This window comes from Streptomyces sp. NBC_00572 (assembly GCF_026341815.1).
GTDB lineage: Bacteria > Actinomycetota > Actinomycetes > Streptomycetales > Streptomycetaceae > Streptomyces.
The window spans coordinates 3848867-3868258 of record NZ_JAPENX010000001.1 but is presented as its reverse complement, the minus strand read 5'-3'; the positions used below and the strand labels follow the sequence as shown (position 1 = coordinate 3868258).

19 protein-coding genes are annotated in these 19392 nt (G+C 71.8%); 9 read left to right on the top strand and 10 right to left on the bottom strand.

The features are described from left to right. The first annotated feature begins 60 nt into the window (after window positions 1-60). Window positions 61-921 carry a helix-turn-helix domain-containing protein gene (locus OG514_RS18085; protein ID WP_266895916.1) on the top strand — a complete coding sequence of 287 codons (861 nt, stop codon included), beginning with the start codon at window positions 61-63 and terminating at the stop codon, window positions 919-921. Between the two features lie 63 nt (window positions 922-984). Here OG514_RS18085 and OG514_RS18080 read toward each other — a convergent pair whose 3' ends face one another. After that, the gene (locus tag OG514_RS18080) at window positions 985-2256 is read right to left on the bottom strand and encodes an Ig-like domain-containing protein (protein ID WP_266895914.1); all 1272 of its coding nucleotides are present in this window, start codon (window positions 2254-2256) and stop codon (window positions 985-987) included. 229 nt (window positions 2257-2485) lie between these two features. Further along, window positions 2486-2827 (bottom strand): hypothetical protein, encoded by a 342-nt coding sequence (locus tag OG514_RS18075; RefSeq protein WP_266895912.1) that lies wholly within the window; start codon window positions 2825-2827, stop codon window positions 2486-2488. 111 nt (window positions 2828-2938) lie between these two features. Between OG514_RS18075 and OG514_RS18070 the strand changes: the two genes are divergently transcribed. After that, complete coding sequence (locus OG514_RS18070; protein ID WP_266895910.1) at window positions 2939-3205, top strand: hypothetical protein; 267 nt, start codon at window positions 2939-2941, stop codon at window positions 3203-3205. A gap of 139 nt (window positions 3206-3344) precedes the next feature. Here OG514_RS18070 and hutH read toward each other — a convergent pair whose 3' ends face one another. Next, a complete protein-coding gene (gene hutH, locus OG514_RS18065) occupies window positions 3345-4886 on the bottom strand; it encodes a histidine ammonia-lyase (protein ID WP_266900884.1) in 1542 nt (513 codons plus the stop codon). A 294-nt stretch (window positions 4887-5180) separates the two neighbouring features. On the opposite strand from hutH, the gene OG514_RS18060 reads away from it, so the two are divergent. After that, window positions 5181-7376, top strand: a complete 2196-nt coding sequence (locus OG514_RS18060) for a serine/threonine-protein kinase (protein WP_266900883.1) — start codon at window positions 5181-5183, stop codon at window positions 7374-7376. Window positions 7377-8319: 943 nt separating this feature from the next. Here the strand turns inward: OG514_RS18060 and OG514_RS18055 are convergent. Continuing rightward, on the bottom strand, window positions 8320-8736 hold the full coding sequence (locus tag OG514_RS18055; protein WP_266895908.1) for a hypothetical protein: 417 nt from the start codon (window positions 8734-8736) through the stop codon (window positions 8320-8322). Beyond that, on the bottom strand, window positions 8730-9365 hold the full coding sequence (locus OG514_RS18050) for a TIGR03086 family metal-binding protein (RefSeq protein WP_266895906.1): 636 nt from the start codon (window positions 9363-9365) through the stop codon (window positions 8730-8732). Before OG514_RS18050 ends, OG514_RS18055 begins: the two co-directional genes overlap by 7 nt. Window positions 9366-9432: 67 nt before the next feature. Between OG514_RS18050 and OG514_RS18045 the strand changes: the two genes are divergently transcribed. Next, the gene (locus tag OG514_RS18045) at window positions 9433-9957 is read left to right on the top strand and encodes a MarR family winged helix-turn-helix transcriptional regulator (RefSeq protein ID WP_266895904.1); all 525 of its coding nucleotides are present in this window, start codon (window positions 9433-9435) and stop codon (window positions 9955-9957) included. Here OG514_RS18045 and OG514_RS18040 read toward each other — a convergent pair. The 4 genes from OG514_RS18040 to OG514_RS18025 form a co-directional block, all read right to left on the bottom strand. Then, complete coding sequence (locus OG514_RS18040) at window positions 9954-11123, bottom strand: sensor domain-containing diguanylate cyclase (protein WP_266895902.1); 1170 nt, start codon at window positions 11121-11123, stop codon at window positions 9954-9956. The two genes, OG514_RS18045 and OG514_RS18040, sit on opposite strands and share 4 nt — an antisense overlap. A gap of 80 nt (window positions 11124-11203) precedes the next feature. Beyond that, window positions 11204-11992 carry an enoyl-CoA hydratase/isomerase family protein gene (locus OG514_RS18035; RefSeq protein ID WP_266895900.1) on the bottom strand — a complete coding sequence of 263 codons (789 nt, stop codon included), beginning with the start codon at window positions 11990-11992 and terminating at the stop codon, window positions 11204-11206. A 60-nt stretch (window positions 11993-12052) separates the two neighbouring features. Next, entirely contained in the window at window positions 12053-13192 is a 1140-nt protein-coding gene (locus OG514_RS18030) for an adenylate/guanylate cyclase domain-containing protein (protein WP_266895898.1), read from the bottom strand. Window positions 13193-13461: 269 nt separating this feature from the next. Next, complete coding sequence (locus OG514_RS18025) at window positions 13462-14316, bottom strand: biotin--[acetyl-CoA-carboxylase] ligase (RefSeq protein ID WP_266895896.1); 855 nt, start codon at window positions 14314-14316, stop codon at window positions 13462-13464. 134 nt (window positions 14317-14450) lie between these two features. Here OG514_RS18025 and OG514_RS18020 point away from each other — a divergent pair, with 134 nt between their 5' ends. Both OG514_RS18020 and OG514_RS18015 read left to right on the top strand, forming a co-directional pair. After that, window positions 14451-16043 carry an acyl-CoA carboxylase subunit beta gene (locus tag OG514_RS18020; RefSeq protein WP_266895894.1) on the top strand — a complete coding sequence of 531 codons (1593 nt, stop codon included), beginning with the start codon at window positions 14451-14453 and terminating at the stop codon, window positions 16041-16043. 33 nt (window positions 16044-16076) lie between these two features. Then, window positions 16077-16286 (top strand): acyl-CoA carboxylase subunit epsilon, encoded by a 210-nt coding sequence (locus tag OG514_RS18015; protein WP_266895892.1) that lies wholly within the window; start codon window positions 16077-16079, stop codon window positions 16284-16286. A gap of 75 nt (window positions 16287-16361) precedes the next feature. Here OG514_RS18015 and OG514_RS18010 read toward each other — a convergent pair whose 3' ends face one another. After that, on the bottom strand, window positions 16362-17738 hold the full coding sequence (locus tag OG514_RS18010) for an MFS transporter (RefSeq protein ID WP_266895890.1): 1377 nt from the start codon (window positions 17736-17738) through the stop codon (window positions 16362-16364). Between the two features lie 70 nt (window positions 17739-17808). On the opposite strand from OG514_RS18010, the gene OG514_RS18005 reads away from it, so the two are divergent. From OG514_RS18005 to OG514_RS17995, 3 genes are all read left to right on the top strand, one after another. After that, window positions 17809-18450, top strand: coding sequence for a TetR/AcrR family transcriptional regulator (locus tag OG514_RS18005; protein ID WP_266895888.1), 642 nt, complete (start codon window positions 17809-17811; stop codon window positions 18448-18450). Between the two features lie 98 nt (window positions 18451-18548). Beyond that, window positions 18549-18677 (top strand): morphogenic membrane protein MmpB, encoded by a 129-nt coding sequence (gene mmpB, locus OG514_RS18000; RefSeq protein WP_266895886.1) that lies wholly within the window; start codon window positions 18549-18551, stop codon window positions 18675-18677. Between the two features lie 75 nt (window positions 18678-18752). Continuing rightward, a complete protein-coding gene (locus OG514_RS17995) occupies window positions 18753-19358 on the top strand; it encodes a nucleoside triphosphate pyrophosphatase (protein ID WP_266895884.1) in 606 nt (201 codons plus the stop codon). Window positions 19359-19392: the final 34 nt, after the last annotated feature.

Below are 19392 nucleotides of genomic sequence, written 5' to 3'. Positions count from 1 at the left end.
CACTGGCAGGGACAGGAACATCCGTCCGCCGGGCCGTACGGCCTGGGATAATCGGGACGCATGGATCTCAGTGCCGAACTCAGCGAATTCCTGCGCTCGCGCCGGGCCCGGTTGAAGCCGGAGGACGTGGGTCTGCCGGAGTTCGGGCGTCATCGCCGGGTACCGGGGCTGCGCCGGGAGGAGCTGGCGCAGCTGGCCGGGGTGTCGGTGGCGTACTACACCCGGCTCGAACAGGGCAACGGCCGCAATGTGTCCATGGAGGTGCTCGACTCCATCGCGCGGGCCCTGCGGTTGAGCGACACCGAGCGGGCGCATCTGACGCACCTGGCCAAGCCGACGGCGAAGAAGAGGCAGCACCGGGCGGCGATCGCCCGTCCCCAGCTGGTGCGGCCCGGTCTGCAGCACCTCCTGGACGCGATGGACGGCGTCCCGGCCTTCCTCATGGGCCGTCGGGGCGACATCCTCGCGTGGAACCGGATGGCGCGGGCCCTGATGGGCGACTTCGCGGCGATGGAGCCGGAGGAGCGCAACATGGCCCGGCTGGTCTTCCTCGGGTCGAACGCGCGCGATCTCTACCTGGACTGGGAGAGCAAGGCGACCGAGGTGGTGAGCGTGCTGCGGCTGTACGCGGGCTGCTACCCGGACGATCCGGCGCTGCTGGCGCTGGTCGGCGAGCTGTCGGTGAAGAGCGAGGAGTTCCGCTCGCTGTGGGCGGCGCACACCGTCGCGGACAAGGGGCACGGGACGAAGCGGCTGCGGCATCCGCTGGTGGGCGAGATGACACTGGCGTACGAGAGCATGAAGGTGGCGGGCGGGGACCCGGATCTGGTGATCGTGACGTACCAGGCGGAGCCGGGAACGGCGTCGGCGGACGCGCTGCGGCTGCTCGCGCAGTGGGGCGTGGAGGAAGTCGTACGGTGACGCGGAACGGCGGCCCCCTCCGTCGTGGAGGGGGCCGCCGTTCTCGTACGCGCGTGCCGGGCGTCAGGCCTCCGAGCCGGCCTTCCACTCCGCCCAGCTCATGTTCCAGCCGTTGAGGCCGTTGCTGGGGGCGATCGTCTTGTCCTTGGAGTTCTTGACGATCACGACGTCACCGACGATCGAGTGGTCGTAGAGCCAGGCGGCCTGCTGGTTCGGGTCGCCGGCGCCCTTGACGTCGTTCAGGCCGACGCAGCCGTGGCTGGTGTTGGCCGAGCCGAAGATCGAGTCCGGGCCCCAGTAGTTGCCGTGGATGAACGTGCCCGACGTGGACAGGCGCATGGCGTGCGGCACGTCCTTGATGTCGTACTCGCCCTTGCCGTCGTCGTCGGTGAAGCCGACGGTCGCGCCGTTCATCCGGGTCTCCTTGAACTTCTCGGAGATCACCATCTGACCGTTGTAGGTCGGGTTGTCCGGGGAGCCGGCGGAGATCGGGATGGTCTTGATCGTCTTGCCGTCCTGGGTGACCGTCATGGTCTTGGTGGCGACGTCGACGGTGGAGACCTGGTTGCGGCCGATCTTGAAGGTGACGGTCTTCTGCTGGACGCCGAAGACACCGTCGGCACCCTCGACGCCGTCGAGGTCGAGCTTGAGGGTCACGGTCGAGCCCTCGGTCCAGTAGTCGTCCGGACGGAAGTCGAGGCGCGTGCCGTCGAACCAGTGCCCGACGACCTCCTGGCCGGTGCTGGAGGTGACCGTGATGCCACCCTGGACGGCCGCCTTGTCGGTGATCGCCTTGTTGAAGTTGATCGAGACCGGCATGCCGACGCCGACGGTCGAACCGTCCTCGGGCGTGAAGTTGCCGATGAAGCTGTTGGCCTTGGAGACGGTGGTGAACGAGGAGTTCTCGTGGGCCTCCAGGCCCTCCGTGTCCGCGGCGGTGGCGGCGATCTTGTAGACCGTGGCGCGCTCGAGCTGGCCGGTCGGCTTCCAGCTGAGGCCGTCGGCCGCTATCTCACCCTTGACGGCCTCGCCCTCGGCGGAGGTCATGACGACCTCGGTGAGCTTGCCCTCGGTGACGGTGACCTTGGCGTCGTTGTTGATGGAGGCGTTCTGCGCGCCGTTCTTCGGCGAGATGGTGATCTGCGCCTTGGAGGTCTTCTGCGCGGCCGCCTCGTCGACCTGGGCCTGTGACTGCGGCGTCGCGGAGCCGGAGGCGCCCGCGCCCTTGTCCCCGTCGTTGCACGCCGAGAGCACCAGCACGCCGCCGAGCACGGCGGCCGCGGCGGCCAGGCTCCTGCGGCGGCGCTTGCCGTCCGTCATCACACGCTTCTCCATCGTCGCCGATTCCCTGCCAACTTCTTGTTATGAACGCCCATGACACCCCGTCCGGTTCCGAAAGCGGAGCGTTTGTGGGGAACACCACTGGCCCACGGGTGGGCCACCACTGATCGACACGCACGTACGGTCCGTCCGGTTCCCGGGGCTTCCGGCGGGTCCCGTCACCAGGCGCACCGCAGGCCCCGGGACGCCGTCCCGGGGCCTGCGAACAGGGCGGATACCGGTCCTACGACCGATCGTCGTCGTCTTCCTCCGCCCCATCTTCCTCGTCGACTTCCCACTCCAGCGCATCGGGGTCGTAGTCGATCTCCTCACTGCTCCAGGAGGCCTGGACCATCTCGATGCCGGGGACGTCGCGGATCAGGTCGAAGGGCTCGACGAGGTACGCGAGGGCCTCGGCGCTGTCCTCCCGCGCCGCGGCGCGGGCGGGCACCCGCTCCTCCTCCGGCATGAACTCGTCGGCGTCGATCCGGGCCTCGGCGGCCTCGGTCAGCTCGGCCGGCCCGTCGATCTCCAGAACCACATCGACACGAAGGCGTACATAGCGTGCTGTCTCAGAAGTACTCATGGGTCGGAGCGTAGGCGCCTGCGGGCCCTCGGCTTTCCCACGACCCGCTGTGTTCATTAGCATCGGCGCACCGACCAATTCGCGGTTTCCGCAAGGGGGATCGAAATTTCCGTGCCCGCCGCCCGACGCCCACTGCTGACCGCGACCGTCGCGGGGACACTGCTGTGCGCCCTGTGGTTCGTACCGTCCGCCAACGCCACCGACGAGCAGGGCGGGGTACGGATCGGGGTGACCCAGGACGGTCCCGTCTCGGACGGACGCCTGGCGGAGACCGGCGGCCGGGACACCACGCCGTATCTGATCGGCGGGACGGGTTTTCTGGGCGTCGGGGCGGGTTTCGTGGCGCTGGCGATGCGCCGCCGCGACCGGACCGTATAGGGGCGACCGGACCGTCCGGGAGCTGACCGGCGGAATCGGTCACGCCCCCGCCGCCGGAGGGGCCCCAGCGGCCGTGGAGAGCGCGAAGGGCCCGCCCCGGACTTCCGGGGCGGGCCCTCACGTCAGCGGCTGTACCCGCTTACGCCAGCGGGCCGGTGACCGGCTCCACCGCGGCGAGCAGCTTGCCCTCGCGCACGAAGGTGTCGGCGGCCGCCAGGTCGGGGGCGAGGAACCGGTCCGGGCCGGGGCCCTGGACGCCGGCCGCGCGCAGGGCGTCGATGGCGGCCTGGGAGGCGGGGGCCGGGGTCAGGCCCTCGCGGAGCTCGACGCCGCGGGTGGCGGCGTACAGCTCGACCGCGATGATCCGGTTCAGGTTGCCGATCGCGGTGCGCAGCTTGCGGGCGGCGGACCAGCCCATGGAGACGTGGTCCTCCTGCATCGCGGAGGACGGGATGGAGTCGGCGGAGGCCGGGACCGCGAGCCGCTTCATCTCGCTGACCAGGGCGGCCTGCGTGTACTGGGCGATCATCAGGCCCGAGTCGACGCCGGCGTCGTCGGCGAGGAAGGGCGGCAGGCCGTGCGAGCGGTTCTTGTCGAGGAGCCGGTCGGTGCGGCGCTCGGCGATGGAGCCGAGGTCGGCGGCGGCGATCGCGAGGAAGTCGAGGACGTACGCGACGGGGGCGCCGTGGAAGTTGCCGTTGGAGGCGACCCGGCCGTCGGGCAGGACGACGGGGTTGTCGACGGCGGCGGCGAGCTCGCGCTCGGCGACGAGCCGGGCGTGGGCCATGGTGTCGCGGCCGGCGCCGGCGACCTGCGGGGCGCAGCGCACCGAGTAGGCGTCCTGGACACGGGGGGCCTCGCCCGCCTGGGCGTGGCCGGTGAGGCCGGAGCCCTTGAGCACGGCGAGCATGTTGGCGGCGGAGGCGGCCTGGCCGGGGTGCGGGCGGATGGCGTGCAGCTCGGGTTCGAGGACCTTCTCGGTGCCGAGGAGGGCTTCGAGGGAGAGCGCGGCGGTGATGTCGGCCGACTTGTAGAGGGTGTCGAGGTCGGCGAGGGCCATGACCAGCATGCCGAGCATGCCGTCGGTGCCGTTGAGGAGGGCCAGGCCCTCCTTCTCCTTGAGCTCGACGGGCGTGATGCCGTGCGCGGCGAGCAGCTCGCCGGCGGGCTTCAGCTCACCGTCGGGGCCCTCGGCGTCGCCCTCTCCCATGAGCGCGAGGGCGCAGTGGGAGAGCGGAGCGAGGTCGCCGGAGCAGCCGAGGGAGCCGTACTCGTGCACGACCGGGGTGATCCCGGCGTTGAGGACGTCGGCCATGGTCTGCGCGACCTCGGGGCGGACGCCGGTGTGGCCCGAGGCGACGGTCTTGAGCCGCAGGAACATCAGGGCGCGGACGACCTCGCGCTCGACGCGCGGGCCCATGCCGGCGGCGTGCGAGCGGACGATGTTGCGCTGGAGCTGGGCACGGAGCTCATGGCCGATGTGCCGGGTGGCGAGCGCACCGAAACCGGTGGAGACCCCGTAGACGGGCTCGGGCTTGGCGGCGAGCGCGTCGACGATGCTCCGGGCGGCGGCCAGGGCCTCCACGGCCTCGGGCGACAGCTCGACGCGGGCGCCGTGGCGGGCGACGTCGATGACGTCCTGCGGGGTCGTGCCGGACGTGCCGAGGACGACTGTCTGCATATCCATATTCAGCACCCTACGGACTGAAGACCGACATGTCACTAGGTGACTTCGTCACCGTCCGAATGGGGGACGGACCCTTACCGCATCGATCATTCCCGATGAGGTCCCAGTCTGCCGCGCGGAGGACGGCGGCGCGGCGGGCGAGGAACGGCGCCGGAGAGGGGCACCCGAGAGGGGCACGGGAACAGGCTCCCTCTGATCGCCTGTGATCGCCTGTGTTCCGCACCTGTCGCGCCCTACAGTCGGATCCGGCAGGGAGCGTGGGGACAAGGGGGCACGTGAGTGGCACGCATGCTGGCCGAACGCTACGAGCTGGAACGAGTGCTGGGGCGCGGCGGCATGGGGGAGGTCTGGGCCGCGCGCGACACCCGGCTGCACAGACAGGTCGCGGTCAAACTGCTGCAGCAGCACATGTCCCGGGTGGACGGTGCGCTGGATCTGTTCTTCCGCGAGGCGCGCACCGCGGGCGGACTGAACCATCCGGGCGTGGTCACCGTGTACGACCTGGGCCAGGACACGGACGGCACCCTGTTCCTCGTGATGGAGCTGGTGACGGGCAAGGACCTGCGGTCGGTCCTGAACGACGCCGGGCCGCCGGCACTCGACATCGCACTGGAATGCGCGATACAGACGGCCGACGCGCTGGTGGCCGCCCACGCGGCCGGCGTGGTCCACCGCGACCTGAAGCCGGAGAACCTGATGATGACGTCCTCCGGGGCGGTGAAGATCCTCGACTTCGGCATCGCCCGCTACCTGTCGACGGCCACGACGGCAAGCCGCGTCATCGGCACACCTGCCTACATGCCGCCGGAACGCCTGCAGGGCAAGGTCGGCGACGGGCGCGGGGATCTGTACTCGCTCGGATGCGTGCTGTACGAACTGGTCACGGGGCAGCCTCCGTTCGGATTACTCGAAGTGGGCGCGATGGCGTACGCCCACGTGCACACCGCGCCCCGGCCTCCCAGCGTCCACCGGGACGGAATCCCCACCGCACTGGACGACCTGCTGCTCGCCCTCCTCGCCAAGGACCCCGACCAGCGCCCCGCCACCGCCGACCGGGCTCGCGACCGGCTGAGGGCCGCACTGGGCGACCTGAGGGGCGGGGCGGGACCGACCGAACGGACTCCGACGGTCGAGGAACCGGTCGAGCAGACCCCGACCGTCGAGGACTCGCTGCACGCACGCACGGAGCACGCGCATTCCCTGTCCGACGCGAAGCGCTTCCAGGAGGCCGCGCGGCTTTTCGCCGGCCTGGCCACCGAATGCACGCACACGCTCGGGCCGGACCACCCGGACACCCTCACCCAACACCGCGAGCACGCCTGGAACATCGGCCGGGCAGGGGACCACGCGGAGGCCGTCCGCCTCTACGACGAGTTCGTCGACCGGTACGCGCGCGTATGCGGACCCGAAGACCCCGACGTGTTGCGGGCGTACGTCGACCACGCCTGGAACGTCGGCCAGTGCGGAGACCACGCCAAAGCGGCCAGGATGCAGGCCGTGCTCCGCGAGGACCTCGCCCGGGTTCTCGGCGCCGAAGATCCCGACACTCTGCACAGCCGTCAGAACCAGGCCTGGAACGTCGGAAGGTCCGGCGACCACGGCACGGCGGCCCGTCTCTACGGCGAGGTCATCCACGCCTACGCCAGGGTGCTCGGCCCGGCCGACGCGGATGTCCTGGCAGCACGGCACAGCCATGCCTGGAACGTCGTCGAGACGGGCAAACACGCCAAAGCGGTCGTCCTCTACGAGGAGTTCATCGACGCCTACGAACGCGTCCAGGGCGCCGACAGCCCGCATGTGCTGACGGCTCGATACCAGCTGGCCCGGAGCATCGGCCTGGCAGGCGACCCCGCCAGGGCCGCCCGGATGCAGGCCGAACTGATCAAGGACCGCACCCGCGTCCTCGGGCCTCGGCATCCCGACACGCTGGCCACCCGGCACAACCACGCGTGGAACACCGGAATGGCCGGCGAGCACGGCGCAGCGGCACGCCTCTACGACGATTTCATCCATGTGTACGGCCAGGTCCTCGGCCAGGACGACGCAGAGGTCCTGTCGGCACGGCACAACCACGCCTGGAACACCGGCCAGAACGGCGACCCCGCCAAGGCGGCGCGGATGCAGGCCGGGCTCCTCAAGGACCGGACCCGGGTACTCGGCCCCGACGCCCCAGACACGCTGGACACCCGGCACAGCCATGCCTGGCACGTCGGCGAGACGGGCAAACACGCCAAGGCCGTACGCCTCTTCGACGAGTTCATCGACACGTACGCCCGGATCCGCGGGCCCGAGAACGTCCACGTCCTGGGAGCCCGGCACAGCCACGCCTGGTACGTCTCCAACACGGGCGCCCACGCCAGAGCCGCCCGCCTCTTCGACGAGTTCATCGACACCTACGCCCGGATCCTCGGCCCGGACGACGCCGATGTCGTAAGAGCGCGGCAGACCCATGCCTGGTTGAAGCGACAGCTCGGCTATGGGTGAGTCTCGGGGGCGGGGGCCTGGGCAGGGTCCGAGGGGTGGGCCGGGTGCGTGAGTGTCGGGTGGGACCGCCCTCTTTCCGAGAGTCGCTCCTTCCGGTGGTGCGTCAAGGGCGCTCCCTGCGGTCGCGTCGCTGCGCGATGGCCTTCGGCCACCCTTGACCCACCACCTCCAGGAGCGAAAGACCTCTCGGAGGGCGGTCCGGGGGGCGGGGTCACCGCCGGGCCCCGGGCAGCGGCTAGGGACGGCGTGCGTCTGCCGGCTGGTGGGTGGGGGCTTGGTTCGCGGTCGGGGCGGGTGGGTGAAGTGCCGCCGGTCGGGGGTGCGCTGCCGTGTGATGGGGCGGCCGGGCTCGGCTTAGCGACGGACGGCAGACCTCGGTGGGGCTTCAGGCCCCGCTGGTCACTCTCGGAGGGTGGGAGGAGTGGAAACCCTGCATTTCTCCGAGTAACAGGCCCGGGATTAAGCCCCAAAGGGGATCAATCACCCTTTTCGGGCGATGAAACTGCAAGAAACTCTCGCGAGCGGCTCCCGCCACCCACGAACACAGACCAGCGGGGCCTGAAGCCCCACCAACCGACGACCGCAACCCGCCAAGCCGGAGCCGGGCCGCCCCATCGCACGACCGCGCACCCCCAACCCACCGAACTGCGACCCCGGCCCCTGCCGCGAACCACGCCCCCACCCACTCACCGGCACAGCCGTCACCTCCGCAACCGATGCCCGGCCGTGCACTCCGCCCACCAGCCCGACGCCCGCCCACGGCGGGCGACAACACACCAGGCGATCGCGTAGGCCCCGGCCCTCGGCCGCCCTCCGAGTGTGAAAAGGCGGCCTCCGCCGCCGGGTCAAGGGTGGGCGCAGCCCATCGGCGGAGCCGACTTGCCCTTGACGCGGTGGTGGAGTCCGCCACACTCGGAAAGAGGGCGGCCGCACCCGAGCCCCATCAGACGCCCCCGCCCCCAGACACCACCCCAGCCCCCGCCCCGATCACCTCCCGCGCCCGACCCCACGTCGCCCCCGGGTCGAACCTCGGCGCCTCCCAGGTCGTAGAGGTCAAGGCGCCCCTCCCCCGGTACGCGCGCATGATCGCGATGTGCGGCGGCCAGGCGACGAAGGCCCGGAGGGCCGCTTCGTCGCGCCAGACGGCGACCGCGCCGCAGCGGCGCGTCGACGGCTGCGCCCACAGCCACATCCCGTAAGCCCCTTCCAGGGTCGGCCAGTCCGCCGCGAGCCGGCGGGCCGCGCGGTGGACGCCCGGCAGGTCCCTGAGCCGGTCGAGCCGGAAGTCGGTGACGCTGACCAGGACCGGTCGGCCGTGTCCCACCTCGTAGGAGCCGGATACCCAGGACGACCTCAGCACGGGCGCCAGCCCGCCGGGCGGCCGAGGGTGGCGAGGATCCGGTCCAACGGGTCCGCCCCGGCGGCCGGCTGCAGTTCCGGCCCGAAGGGGCTGCCGGGGGCCTTTCTGGCCTCGCCGCCCGGAACGGCCTCGGCGATCGGCAGGGTCACGGCGAGGACGTCGGACCCGGGCGCCCAGGCGAGGTCGAGGCTGCGGGCGACGTCCCAGCCGTGCACGACGTAGTCGACGAGGTGGAAGCCGACGGCGCGCTCGGCGCGGAACGTCCGGTGCCGGCTGAATTCGGGCAGGTCGAAGGCCCTGTCCGGGCTGCCGACCGCCGCGAAGGCGGCGACGACCAGCTCGGCCGCCTCGCCGTACCGCTCGGGCGCGTCCCTGCCCGCCGGGCGGACCTCCCAGCGCCCCGGATCCCCTCCGTCGCCGCGCGCGGCGGCCGCGAACCCGTGGTGCTGGGCCGTCATGTGGGCAAGCAGATCGAGCAGGGTCCACCCCTCGCACGGGGTCTGCCGGGTCAGATCCGCCGGGTCGATCCGGTGCACCAAGGTCACGCTGTCCCGGATCACGCGCGCGTGGAGGCGGCGCAATCGGTCGAAGTCGTCAGGGTTCGTGCGCCTCTTCACATTCGTAGGCATGCGCTTACGATCTATGTACGCTTATCAATTGTCAACGGACATTTCACCAACGGGTATTTTCGTGGCCATGGCCGAGAACACCGCAGCGACGACCGCAGGGACCACAGAGCCCACGGAGGCCACGGAGGCCACGGAGGCCACGGCCATCGCAACCGCCGCGACTCCGGGCCGCCCCTCCCGGCCCGACCTCGCCGCCATGGTCGTCCCGCTCGGCCGCGCTCTGATGGCCGCCGAGCAGCCGATCCTCGACGCCCACGGTCTGACCATGTGGGCGTACACGGTCCTCCTCCACCTCGACGAGAAGCCCATTCGCACCCAGGCGGCGCTGGCCGAGGCCGTCGGGGCGGACAAGACGCGGATCATCCCCGTCCTCGACGACCTGGAGGCGCGGGCGCTGCTGCGCCGGCAGGCCGACCCGGCGGACCGGCGGGCCCGGCTGCTCTCCCTCACCGCCGAGGGCCGCAGGCTGCGCGACACCGTGCAGGCGGCGATCCAGGAGGGCGAGGAACGTCTGCTCGACGCACTGCCGGCCACCGACCGCGAAGGGTTCGTCAGGGCCCTGCGAGCCCTGCACGAGCGAAACCGGCCCTAGACCGGGTCCAACGGAGGCGGGTCCACGGGAGGGGCGTCCACGGGAGGGGCGTCCACCGGTGGTGCGTCCCTGAAGCGGCGACGGTCGCGGGCTCCCGGCGGGGCGTCGGCGAGGCGGATGACCGTGCCGTCGCGGCCCGCCACCACCGGCTTCGACGAGCGGGCCGCCTTGGCCTGGTACTGGGCGGCGTCCGCGAGGCGGAAAAGGCGGCGGGCCGACCTGAGCGGGCCGATGGGGTCGCCGGTGGACGCCACCCCGCAGGCCACGCCCTCACCGAGTTCCAGCTCCGCCGCCCGTACGCACAGCTCCTCGGCGACCGCCACCACCTCGTCGGCCGTCGGGCCGACCGTCAGGAGGCAGAACTCGTCGCCGCCGAGGCGGGCCGCGAGGGCGCCGGGGAGCATGGCGCCGCAGCGGGAGAGGACCGAGCCGAAGCGTTCGAGGAGGCGGTCGCCGACGGCGTGGCCGTGAGTGTCGTTGACCCGCTTGAGGCCGTTGAGGTCGCAGACCATCAGGCTGACGACGGAGCCGTCCGCCCGGTAGCGCTCGATGGCCTCGTCCAGGCGGGTGTCGACGGCCCGCCGGTTGGCCAGTCCCGTCAGGGGGTCGGTGAAGGCGAGTTTGCGGACCTCCTCCAGGCGTTCGGCCTGGGCGATGCCCGCCGCGACGACCGCCGCCAGGACCGTGGCGAAGTCGGCGTCCGCGCGGGTGAAAGGTTTCTCCTCCAGTGGGCGGGCCACGTACAGCTCGCCCCACGCGCGCCCGTGCAGCACGATCGGGGCCACCACGCAGCAGCCGCGCCCGCGCCGACGCAGACCGGCCACCCGGCCCGTCGACACCGGGTCGGCGGCGGTCTCCACCCAGGCGTCCGGCTTGCCGCCGCCCGCCCACTGCTCGTGCAGGAACTCCGTGATCTCGGGGAACTGGTGGACCGGATACGTCTCCGAGTCCGGGAACTCCTCCTCGCCGACGGCCCGCTCCCCGGCGTTCACCAGGACCTTGAGGCGGCCGTGGTCCCGCTGCCAGACCGACAGGGCGGCGAAGGTCCCGTCGAGCCCGTCGCGGGCCCCGAGCGCCGCCGCCCGCCAGAACTCGCGTGGCGTGTGCGCCGCCGCCATCCCCTGCGCCAGCGCCACTACGGCCCGCAGCCGCACGTCCTCACCCATTCCTCCAGCTTAGGGAGGTTTGATCCGTTTTCCCTTCCGAGACGTCACCGTAAGTGACATCTAGTGCAAAACGGTAGAAGTTACTCGCCCGGCCAGTTCGGCTTCCGCTTCTCGTTGAAGGCCGCCACACCCTCCGCGCGGTCCCCCGAGAAGGCCACCGATCGCCAGGCCGCGTCCTCGACCTCCAGGCCCGCCCGCAGGTCCAGGCCCTGGCCGAGGCGCATGGCCTTCTTCGCGGCGCGCAGCCCGACCGGCGAGTTGACCGCGATCCGCCCGGCGAGCTCCAGGGCCCCCGCCCGCGCGTCCTCCGCCAGAAGGTCGACGAGGCCCAGCTCGCGGGCCTCCTCCGCCTCCACCCGGCGGGCCGTGAAGACCAGCTCGGCGGCGCGCGCCGCGCCCACCCGGCGCGGCAGCAGCTGCGTACCGCCGCCGCCGGGGATGACGCCCACGGAGACCTCGGGGAGGCCGACCACGGCGGTCGCGTCGGCCACGATCACGTCGCAGGCGAGCGCCAGCTCGAAGCCGCCGCCGAGGGCGAAGCCGTGCACGGCGGCGACCGTCGGCATCGGCAGTTCCAGGACGCCGGTGTAGGCGGCGCGGGCGGTCGGCCGCTGGCGGACCAGCTCGGCGTCGGTGAAGGAGTTGCGCTCCTTGAGGTCGGCGCCGACGCAGAAGGCCCGGTCGTTCGAGGAGGTGAGCACGGTGACACGGACGGAGGCGTCGGCCGCGAGCGCGTCGCAGGCGGCGCCGAGGGAGCGGGCCATCTCGGAGGACACGGCGTTCATCGCCTTGGGCCGGTCGAGGACCAGCTCGGCGACGTGCCCGTCCCGCCGGACCATGACGAACTCACCAAAACGCTGCTCGGACATGCCGCACACCCTCCCGATCAAGGTCTGTTAACGGCTGTTAACAGACGTTCACGGGAGATCCTAGGTGGGACGGCGGGTCAGGAGCCAGGGTTCGACGACGCCGAGGCCGCGGACCGGACGCTGCCACATCGGCTGGAGCGCGAAGCGGTACGTGGCCGCCTGGCGGCCCTCCTTCTCCGCGCGGACGGCCTCCTCGGCCGCCTCCGTCTCCGAGACGGGTGCCAACGCGGTCCTGGACAGCTCCTCCGCGAGCGCGCCGTCGACGAGGACGGCGTCCTTCGGCGCTATCGAGGTGAGGCGGCTGGCCAGGTTCACGGTGGTGCCGAAGACGTCGCCCATCCGGGTCGTCACGGTGCCGAAGGCGATGCCGACGCGCAGTGCGGGCATCGTCTCGTCGTGGCTGAGGGTCTCGATGAGCCGCAGCGCGATCTCGGCGGCCGTGCCGGCGTCGTCGGCGGCGTACAGGACCTCGTCGCCGAGGGTCTTGATGAGCCGGCCGCCGTGCGCGGCGACCAGATCGGCGCAGGTGGTCTCGAAGGCCTCGACGAGCTCGCCGAGCTCCTCCTCCTCCAGGCGCCGGGTGAGCCGGGTGAAGCCGACGAGGTCCGCGAAGCCGACGGCGAGCCGACGGTCGACCATCTCCTCGTCGTCGGCGGCCTGCACGACGCGGCCGGTGGCGGCGGCGAGCTGGCGCCGCCAGACGTAGATGAGGAACTCCTCCAGCTCGGGCAGGAGCAGCTCGACCAGCGGGTACGTGACCTCGGTGCGGGTCATGCCGGGCTCGGGCGGCTCGGTGAGGCCCTCCAGGAAGGAGTCGATCTGCCACTCGGCGAGCCGGGCGGTGGTCTGCCCCGTGGAGCGGGCGACCTGGACGGCCATCGGCTCGCTGAGCAGCCCGGCCTCGACGAGACCGGCGAGCCGGCGCAGGGCGAGGACGTCGGCCTCGGTGAGCGCCTTGGCCTGGCCGATGTCGGCGAAGCCCATGGCGCGCCAGAAGCGGGAGGCGAGTTCCATGGAGACGCCGGCGGTGCGGGCGGCCTGGAACGGGGTGTAGCGGCGGTCCGCGCCGAGGATGAGCTGTTCGAGGCGGATGGCGAGGGGGTCGTCGCTCGGCTCGGCCGTGTGGTCGACCTCGTGGTGGGGGGTGGGGTACGTGGGAGGCTCGGGCGCGCCGCCCTCGTTCTCGTCGTCGACGGTCACCGGCCGCCTCCTGCCCGTTCCCTGCCCACTTGCCCTGCCGATCTGTCGCCTGGGATCGCGCTCCACGATACGACAGCTGTGGGCTGGCTCACGCCTTAACGGCTGCCGCCTGTGTTCTGGAGCCTGTCGTGCGGGCCCTCCTGTCGTGCGGGGCCCTTGGGCGCGCGGGCCCTCGGGGTGGACGGACTGGAGGGCGCCGCGCGCTGGTGGGGTGTGCCCACCCGTTCCGCCCTGCGGAACGATTGCCCGCACCTGGGCGGCGGGGGCCGTCAGCCGGTGGCCGATCGCAGGTGGACGATGTCGCCCGCGCCCACCGCTTCCGTGCCGCCGCCCTCCGTGGCGACGACCAGGCGGCCGTCGGCGTCCAGGGCGACCGCTTCGCCTTCCAGCATGCGTTCGCCGGGGAGGTCGGCCCTGACGCGGCGGCCGAGGGTCGCGCAGCCGGCCGTGTACGCCTCCTGGAGCCCGGAGGCGGCGGGGTCGCCGTCCGCCCGCACCCAGGTCCCGTACCACTCCTCGAAGGAGCGCAGGACGGCCCGCAGGAGGGTGTCGCGGTCGGTGGAGACCGCGCCGGCGAGGAGGAGGGAGCCGGCTGCCGGGACGGGGAGTTCTTCCTCGCGGAGCGTGACGTTGATGCCGAGGCCGACGACGACGCCGTCCGCTCCGGCCCGCTCCGCGAGGATGCCGCCGGTCTTGCGTTCCTCGCCCGCGACGGAAACCAGGAGGTCGTTGGGCCACTTGAGGGAGATGTCGACCCCGGCGGCCTTCGCGAGGCCCGTCGACGCGGCCACGCCGGTGAGCAGCGGGAGCCAGCCCCAGCGCTGGACCGGCACCTCCGGCTTGAGGAGGACGGAGAGGAACAGTCCGGAGCGGGCGGGGGCCGTCCAGCTGCGGTCGAGGCGGCCGCGGCCGGAGGTCTGCTCCTCGGCGACGAGTACGGCGCCCTCGGGCAGCTCGTCGGCGCGGGCGGTGAGGTCGCTGTTGGTGGATCCGGTGCCGGTGACCACGTCGAGCGAGGTCCACAGGCCCTCGGGAAGGACGAGGGCGCGGCGCAGTGCGGGGGCGTTCAGCGGGGGCCGGTCGAGGTCGGACCAGGGTCCGCCGGAGCCTTGGGAGGACGTCATGCAAGCCAGACTAGGTGTGGCAAAGACCGCAGTGCCGAACCGTATCCGCGTCGATACGCTACGGCTCAGTAGCTGAGCAGTAGCCCATTCGTAGTCAACGAACCCCCCGTGACCAGGCAGGGAGCCGCATCCCGATGTCCGAGCCGGCAGAGCAGTACGAGATTGACATTCACACGACCGCAGGCAAGATCGCGGACCTCAAGCGCCGTATCGACGAGGCCACCCACGCCGGCTCGGAGCGTGCGGTGGAGAAGCAGCACGCGAAGGGCAAGCTGACCGCGCGCGAGCGGATCGCCCTGCTTCTCGACGAGGGCTCCTTCGTCGAGCTGGACGAGCTGGCCCGGCACCGGTCGACCAACTTCGGTCTGGAGAAGAACCGGCCGTACGGAGACGGTGTCGTCACCGGCTACGGCACGGTCGACGGGCGCCCGGTCGCCGTGTTCTCGCAGGACTTCACGGTCTTCGGCGGTGCGCTGGGCGAGACGTACGGCCAGAAGATCATCAAGGTGCTGGACTTCGCGCTGAAGACCGGTTGCCCGGTCGTCGGCATCAACGACTCCGGCGGCGCCCGTATCCAGGAGGGTGTCAGCGCGCTCGGCATGTACGGCGAGATCTTCCGCCGCAACACCCACGCCTCCGGTGTGATCCCGCAGATCTCGCTGATCGTCGGCCCGTGCGCGGGCGGCGCGGTCTACTCCCCCGCGATCACCGACTTCACGGTGATGGTGGACCAGACCTCGCACATGTTCATCACGGGTCCCGACGTCATCAAGACGGTGACCGGCGAGGACGTGGGCTTCGAGGAGCTGGGCGGCGCCCGGACGCACAACTCGACCTCGGGCGTGGCGCACCACATGGCGGGTGACGAGAAGGACGCCATCGAGTACGTGAAGTCCCTGCTGTCCTACCTTCCGTCGAACAACCTCTCGGAGCCGCCGGCCTTCCCGGAGGTCGCGGAGACCGAGGCGACGGACGAGGACCGCGAGCTGGACACGCTGATCCCGGACTCGGCGAACCAGCCGTACGACATGCACAAGGTCATCGAGCACGTCCTCGACGACGGTGAGTTCCTGGAGACGCAGGCACTGTTCGCGCCGAACATCCTGACCGGTTTCGGTCGTGTCGAGGGCTTCCCGGTGGGTGTCGTCGCGAACCAGCCGATGCAGTTCGCGGGTTGCCTGGACATCGACGCGTCGGAGAAGGCCGCGCGGTTCGTCCGCACCTGCGACGCCTTCAACATCCCGGTCCTGACCTTCGTGGACGTGCCGGGCTTCCTGCCGGGCGTGGACCAGGAGTACGCCGGCATCATCCGGCGCGGCGCGAAGCTGATCTACGCGTACGCGGAGGCCACGGTCCCGCTGATCACGGTCATCACGCGGAAGGCCTTCGGCGGCGCGTACGACGTCATGGGCTCCAAGCACCTGGGCGCGGACCTGAACCTGGCCTGGCCGACGGCGCAGATCGCGGTGATGGGCGCGCAGGGCGCGGTCAACATCCTGCACCGCAGGACCATCGCCGAGGCGGAGGACGTGGAGGCGGAGCGGGCGCGGCTGATCCAGGAGTACGAGGACACCCTGCTCAACCCGTACACGGCGGCCGAGCGCGGCTACGTCGACGGCGTGATCATGCCTTCGGACACGCGTCCGCAGATCGTGAAGGGGCTGCGTCAGCTGCGGACGAAGCGGGAATCCCTGCCTCCGAAGAAGCACGGCAACATCCCGCTCTAGGCCTCCCCGGACCTGACCTTTCAAGGAGTCGACATGATCAAGGTCGTACGAGGAAACCCGACCCCGGAGGAGTTGGCCGCCGCACTGGCGGTGGTTCAGGCCCGGGCCGCGGCGACGGCGGCGTCCGCCGAGAGCGGCGGCCCGGCGGTCCCGGAGGGCTGGTCGGACCCGTCCCGGATCGCGCGGTCGGTACGCCACCGTCCGGGCCCGCGGGCGTGGGCCAGGTCGTACTGGCCGGTGTAGTCGCGAGTCGACGCGCAGGAAGGGCCGGACTCCCCGGGGTGGGGGGTCCGGCCCTTCTCGTGTCCCTGCCACCCGTCACGTGCGGCGCAGGAAGACGCCGGCCAGGACGGCTCCGGCCACGACGATGGCGGCGTTGACGAGGACCGCGAGCCCGATGCCGTCGAGGAGCACGGGGGAGGTGACGACGACGGCGCTCATAATCGGGGTGCCCATGGTGATGCCGATCTGCTGGGTCATGGTCGCGAGGCCGGTCGCCGTGCCCTGCTCGTGGTCGGGGATCCCGGAGGTGGCGGTGACCATGAAGCCGACGATCGCGAGCATGTTGCCGACGCCGCCGGCGAAGGTCGCGGCGAGCAGCAGCCAGAGGCTGCCGCGGTCGTCGCCGAGGCCGTAGAGGGCGAGGGTCGCGACGGCCTGGAGGAGGCCTCCTGCGACGAGGGCGGTACGGGCGCCGAAGCGGCCGATGAAGCGGGAGGCGAACACCCCGCCGAGGACCGTGCCCGCGCCGAGGACGCCGAAGGAGAGGCCGGCGGCGAGCGGGGAGAAGCCGAGGACGTCCTGGAGGTACAGGGTCATCAGGAAGACCAGCGAGGTCTCGGTGACGAAGGCGACGAGCCCGGCGACGTTGCCCCAGACGACGGTGCGGCGGGTGAGGATCCGTACCGGCACCAGGGGCGAGGCGGCCCGCCGCTCGATGAACCAGAAGGCGACGAGCAGGGCGACGCCGAGGATGAGGGCCACGGGTTCGGTCGTCAGGCCGTAGACCAGGGCGAGGAGTCCGCCGGTGACGGTGATCGCGCCGGGTACGTCGAGGCGGGGCCGGACGGCCGGGCGGCTCTCGGTGAGGACGGCGGGGGCGACGAGGAGGACGGCGAGGGCCACCGGCACGTTGACGAGGAACGCCCAGCGCCAGGAGAGCAGGTCGGTGAGGACGCCGCCGAGGATCGCGCCGGTGGTGAAGCCCGCGGACATGAGGGCTCCGTTGAGACCGAGCGCACGTGCGCGCAGCGGGCCCTCGGGGAAGGAGGCGGTGAGCAGGGAGAGCCCGGCGGGGGTGACGGCGGCGGTGGCGAGGCCCTGGGCGACGCGGGCCGCCATCAGCATCTCGGGGCCGGTGGCGAGGCCGCCGACGAGGGAGGAGACGCCGAGGAGTGCCATGCCGCCGAGGAAGAGGCGGCGGCGTCCGACGAGGTCGGCGACGCGCCCGAAGAGCAGGGTGAAGCCGGCGGCGGCGAGGGCGAAGGCGGTGGCGATCCACTGGAGGCCGCCGAGGCTGAAGCCGAGTCCCTGCCCGATGACGGGCAGTGCGACGTTCAGGATCGAGAAGTCGACGGCCAGCATGAACTGGGCGACGAGGAGGACGACGAGGACGAGCCGCATCCGGCCGGTCATCCGGGTGTCCGGGTGTTCCGTGGAGGTGGGAGTGGCTGTGGGGAGATCCAGGGCAACCATGAGCGCGACCCCTTAATGGGAGACTGGTTCCGTTAAGATGTCCCGTACCGTAGCAGAGTCGATGGCGTTAATGGAACAGGAGACCCATTTGACCGAGAGTCAGCCGGCCTCGCCCGGCACCCTGCGCCCCGGCGGCCGCACCGCGAAGGTCCGCAGGGCCGTCCTCGACGCCACCCAGGACGCCCTCGCCGACACCGGCTTCCACGCCCTGAACATGGACCGGATCGCCGCGACCGCGGGCGTCGGCAAGACCACCGTGTACCGCCGCTGGGGCTCCCCCGTCGGCCTGGTCACCGACCTCCTGCACGACATGGCCGAGCAGTCCCTGCCCGCATCCGACACCGGCAGCCTCGCGGGCGACCTGCGGGCCAACGCCGAACTCGTACGCGACACCCTCACCGACCCCCGGATGGGCGCCGTCTTCCGCGCGGTCATCGCCGCGGCAGCCTGCGACGAGGAGTGCGCCCGCGCGCTCGCCGACTTCTACCGGACCCGGCTCGGCGAATGGGCGCCCGTCGTCGCCAAGGGCGCCACCCGCGGCGAGATCCCGGCGGAGACGGACCCGACCGAGCTGCTCCGCGCCGTCTCCGCGCCGCTCTACTACCGCTTCACGGTCACCCGCGAGGAACTCACCGGGGAGGTGGCGGAACGGGCGGTCACGGCGGCCCTCGCGGCGGCGCGGGACGGAGTGTTCATCCAGGCGCGGCCCTGAGGCGACCTTCCGTTCGTCCGCGAATAGGCCTTCGGCACCGGGGCGGCTGAGTATCCGTACTCAGGCGCCCCGCCCGTCGCACCCGCAGGATCGGAGGCATGCTGTGGTCGGACCCGAAGAATCAGCCGCCGAAGTTCATGCGCGACATGCAGGCGAAGCTCCGTCGCGCCGGCGTGCTGCTGGCCCTGGCGATGGTGGTGGCGATGTTCGTGGTCAACGCGCGCTGAAGACCCCGCCCACCACGACGGGCTTCGGCGGGCCTTCGACGCGAACGGGGCCCCGCGACTGGCTACGCTGCCCCCATGACTGCTGATCCGCGCCGTGTCGTGCTCGCCTCCGCCTCCCCCGCCCGCCTCAACCTGCTCCGGCAGGCCGGGCTCGCCCCCGAGGTGATCGTGAGCGGGGTCGACGAGGACAAGCTGCACGCCCCGACCCCGGCCGAGCTCGCGCTCGCCCTCGCGGAGGCGAAGGCCGCCCATGTGGCCGCCCGGCCCGAGGTGTTCGGCGCCCTGGTCATCGGCTGCGACTCGGTCCTGGAGCTCGACAAGCAGGCCCTCGGCAAGCCGGCGGACGCCGAGGAGGCCACCGCCCGCTGGAAGGCGATGCGCGGCCGGGTCGGCATCCTCCAGACCGGCCACTGCGTGTACGACACGGCCGCCAAGCGCTACGAGTCGGCGACGGCCTCCACCGTGGTCCGCTTCGGTGAGCCGACGGACGACGAGATCGCGGCATACGTGGCGAGCGGCGAACCGCTGCACGTGGCGGGCGCGTTCACCCTGGACGGACGCTCGGCGCCGTTCATCGACGGCATCGACGGCGACCCGGGCAACGTGATCGGCCTGTCGCTGCCGCTGCTGCGCACGCTCCTCGGGAAGCTGGGCGTGCGGATCACCGACCTCTGGACCTGAGGGCCGCGGAACGTCGACGCCGGTGCCCCCCGTC

Coding starts and splice junctions, on each gene's coding strand:
- OG514_RS18085 (WP_266895916.1), top strand. CDS start 61: ATGGATCTCAGTGCCGAACTCAGCGAATTCCTGCGCTCGCGCCGGGCC.
- OG514_RS18080 (WP_266895914.1), bottom strand. CDS start 2,256: ATGGAGAAGCGTGTGATGACGGACGGCAAGCGCCGCCGCAGGAGCCTG.
- OG514_RS18025 (WP_266895896.1), bottom strand. CDS start 14,316: ATGACGTCCTCCCAAGGCTCCGGCGGACCCTGGTCCGACCTCGACCGG.
- OG514_RS18045 (WP_266895904.1), top strand. CDS start 9,433: ATGGCCGAGAACACCGCAGCGACGACCGCAGGGACCACAGAGCCCACG.
- OG514_RS18020 (WP_266895894.1), top strand. CDS start 14,451: ATGTCCGAGCCGGCAGAGCAGTACGAGATTGACATTCACACGACCGCA.
- OG514_RS18075 (WP_266895912.1), bottom strand. CDS start 2,827: ATGAGTACTTCTGAGACAGCACGCTATGTACGCCTTCGTGTCGATGTG.
- hutH (WP_266900884.1), bottom strand. CDS start 4,886: ATGCAGACAGTCGTCCTCGGCACGTCCGGCACGACCCCGCAGGACGTC.
- OG514_RS18015 (WP_266895892.1), top strand. CDS start 16,077: ATGATCAAGGTCGTACGAGGAAACCCGACCCCGGAGGAGTTGGCCGCC.
- OG514_RS18035 (WP_266895900.1), bottom strand. CDS start 11,992: ATGTCCGAGCAGCGTTTTGGTGAGTTCGTCATGGTCCGGCGGGACGGG.
- OG514_RS18050 (WP_266895906.1), bottom strand. CDS start 9,365: ATGCCTACGAATGTGAAGAGGCGCACGAACCCTGACGACTTCGACCGA.
- OG514_RS18040 (WP_266895902.1), bottom strand. CDS start 11,123: ATGGGTGAGGACGTGCGGCTGCGGGCCGTAGTGGCGCTGGCGCAGGGG.
- OG514_RS17995 (WP_266895884.1), top strand. CDS start 18,753: ATGACTGCTGATCCGCGCCGTGTCGTGCTCGCCTCCGCCTCCCCCGCC.
- OG514_RS18060 (WP_266900883.1), top strand. CDS start 5,181: ATGCTGGCCGAACGCTACGAGCTGGAACGAGTGCTGGGGCGCGGCGGC.
- OG514_RS18010 (WP_266895890.1), bottom strand. CDS start 17,738: ATGGTTGCCCTGGATCTCCCCACAGCCACTCCCACCTCCACGGAACAC.
- mmpB (WP_266895886.1), top strand. CDS start 18,549: ATGCTGTGGTCGGACCCGAAGAATCAGCCGCCGAAGTTCATGCGCGAC.
- OG514_RS18005 (WP_266895888.1), top strand. CDS start 17,809: ATGGAACAGGAGACCCATTTGACCGAGAGTCAGCCGGCCTCGCCCGGC.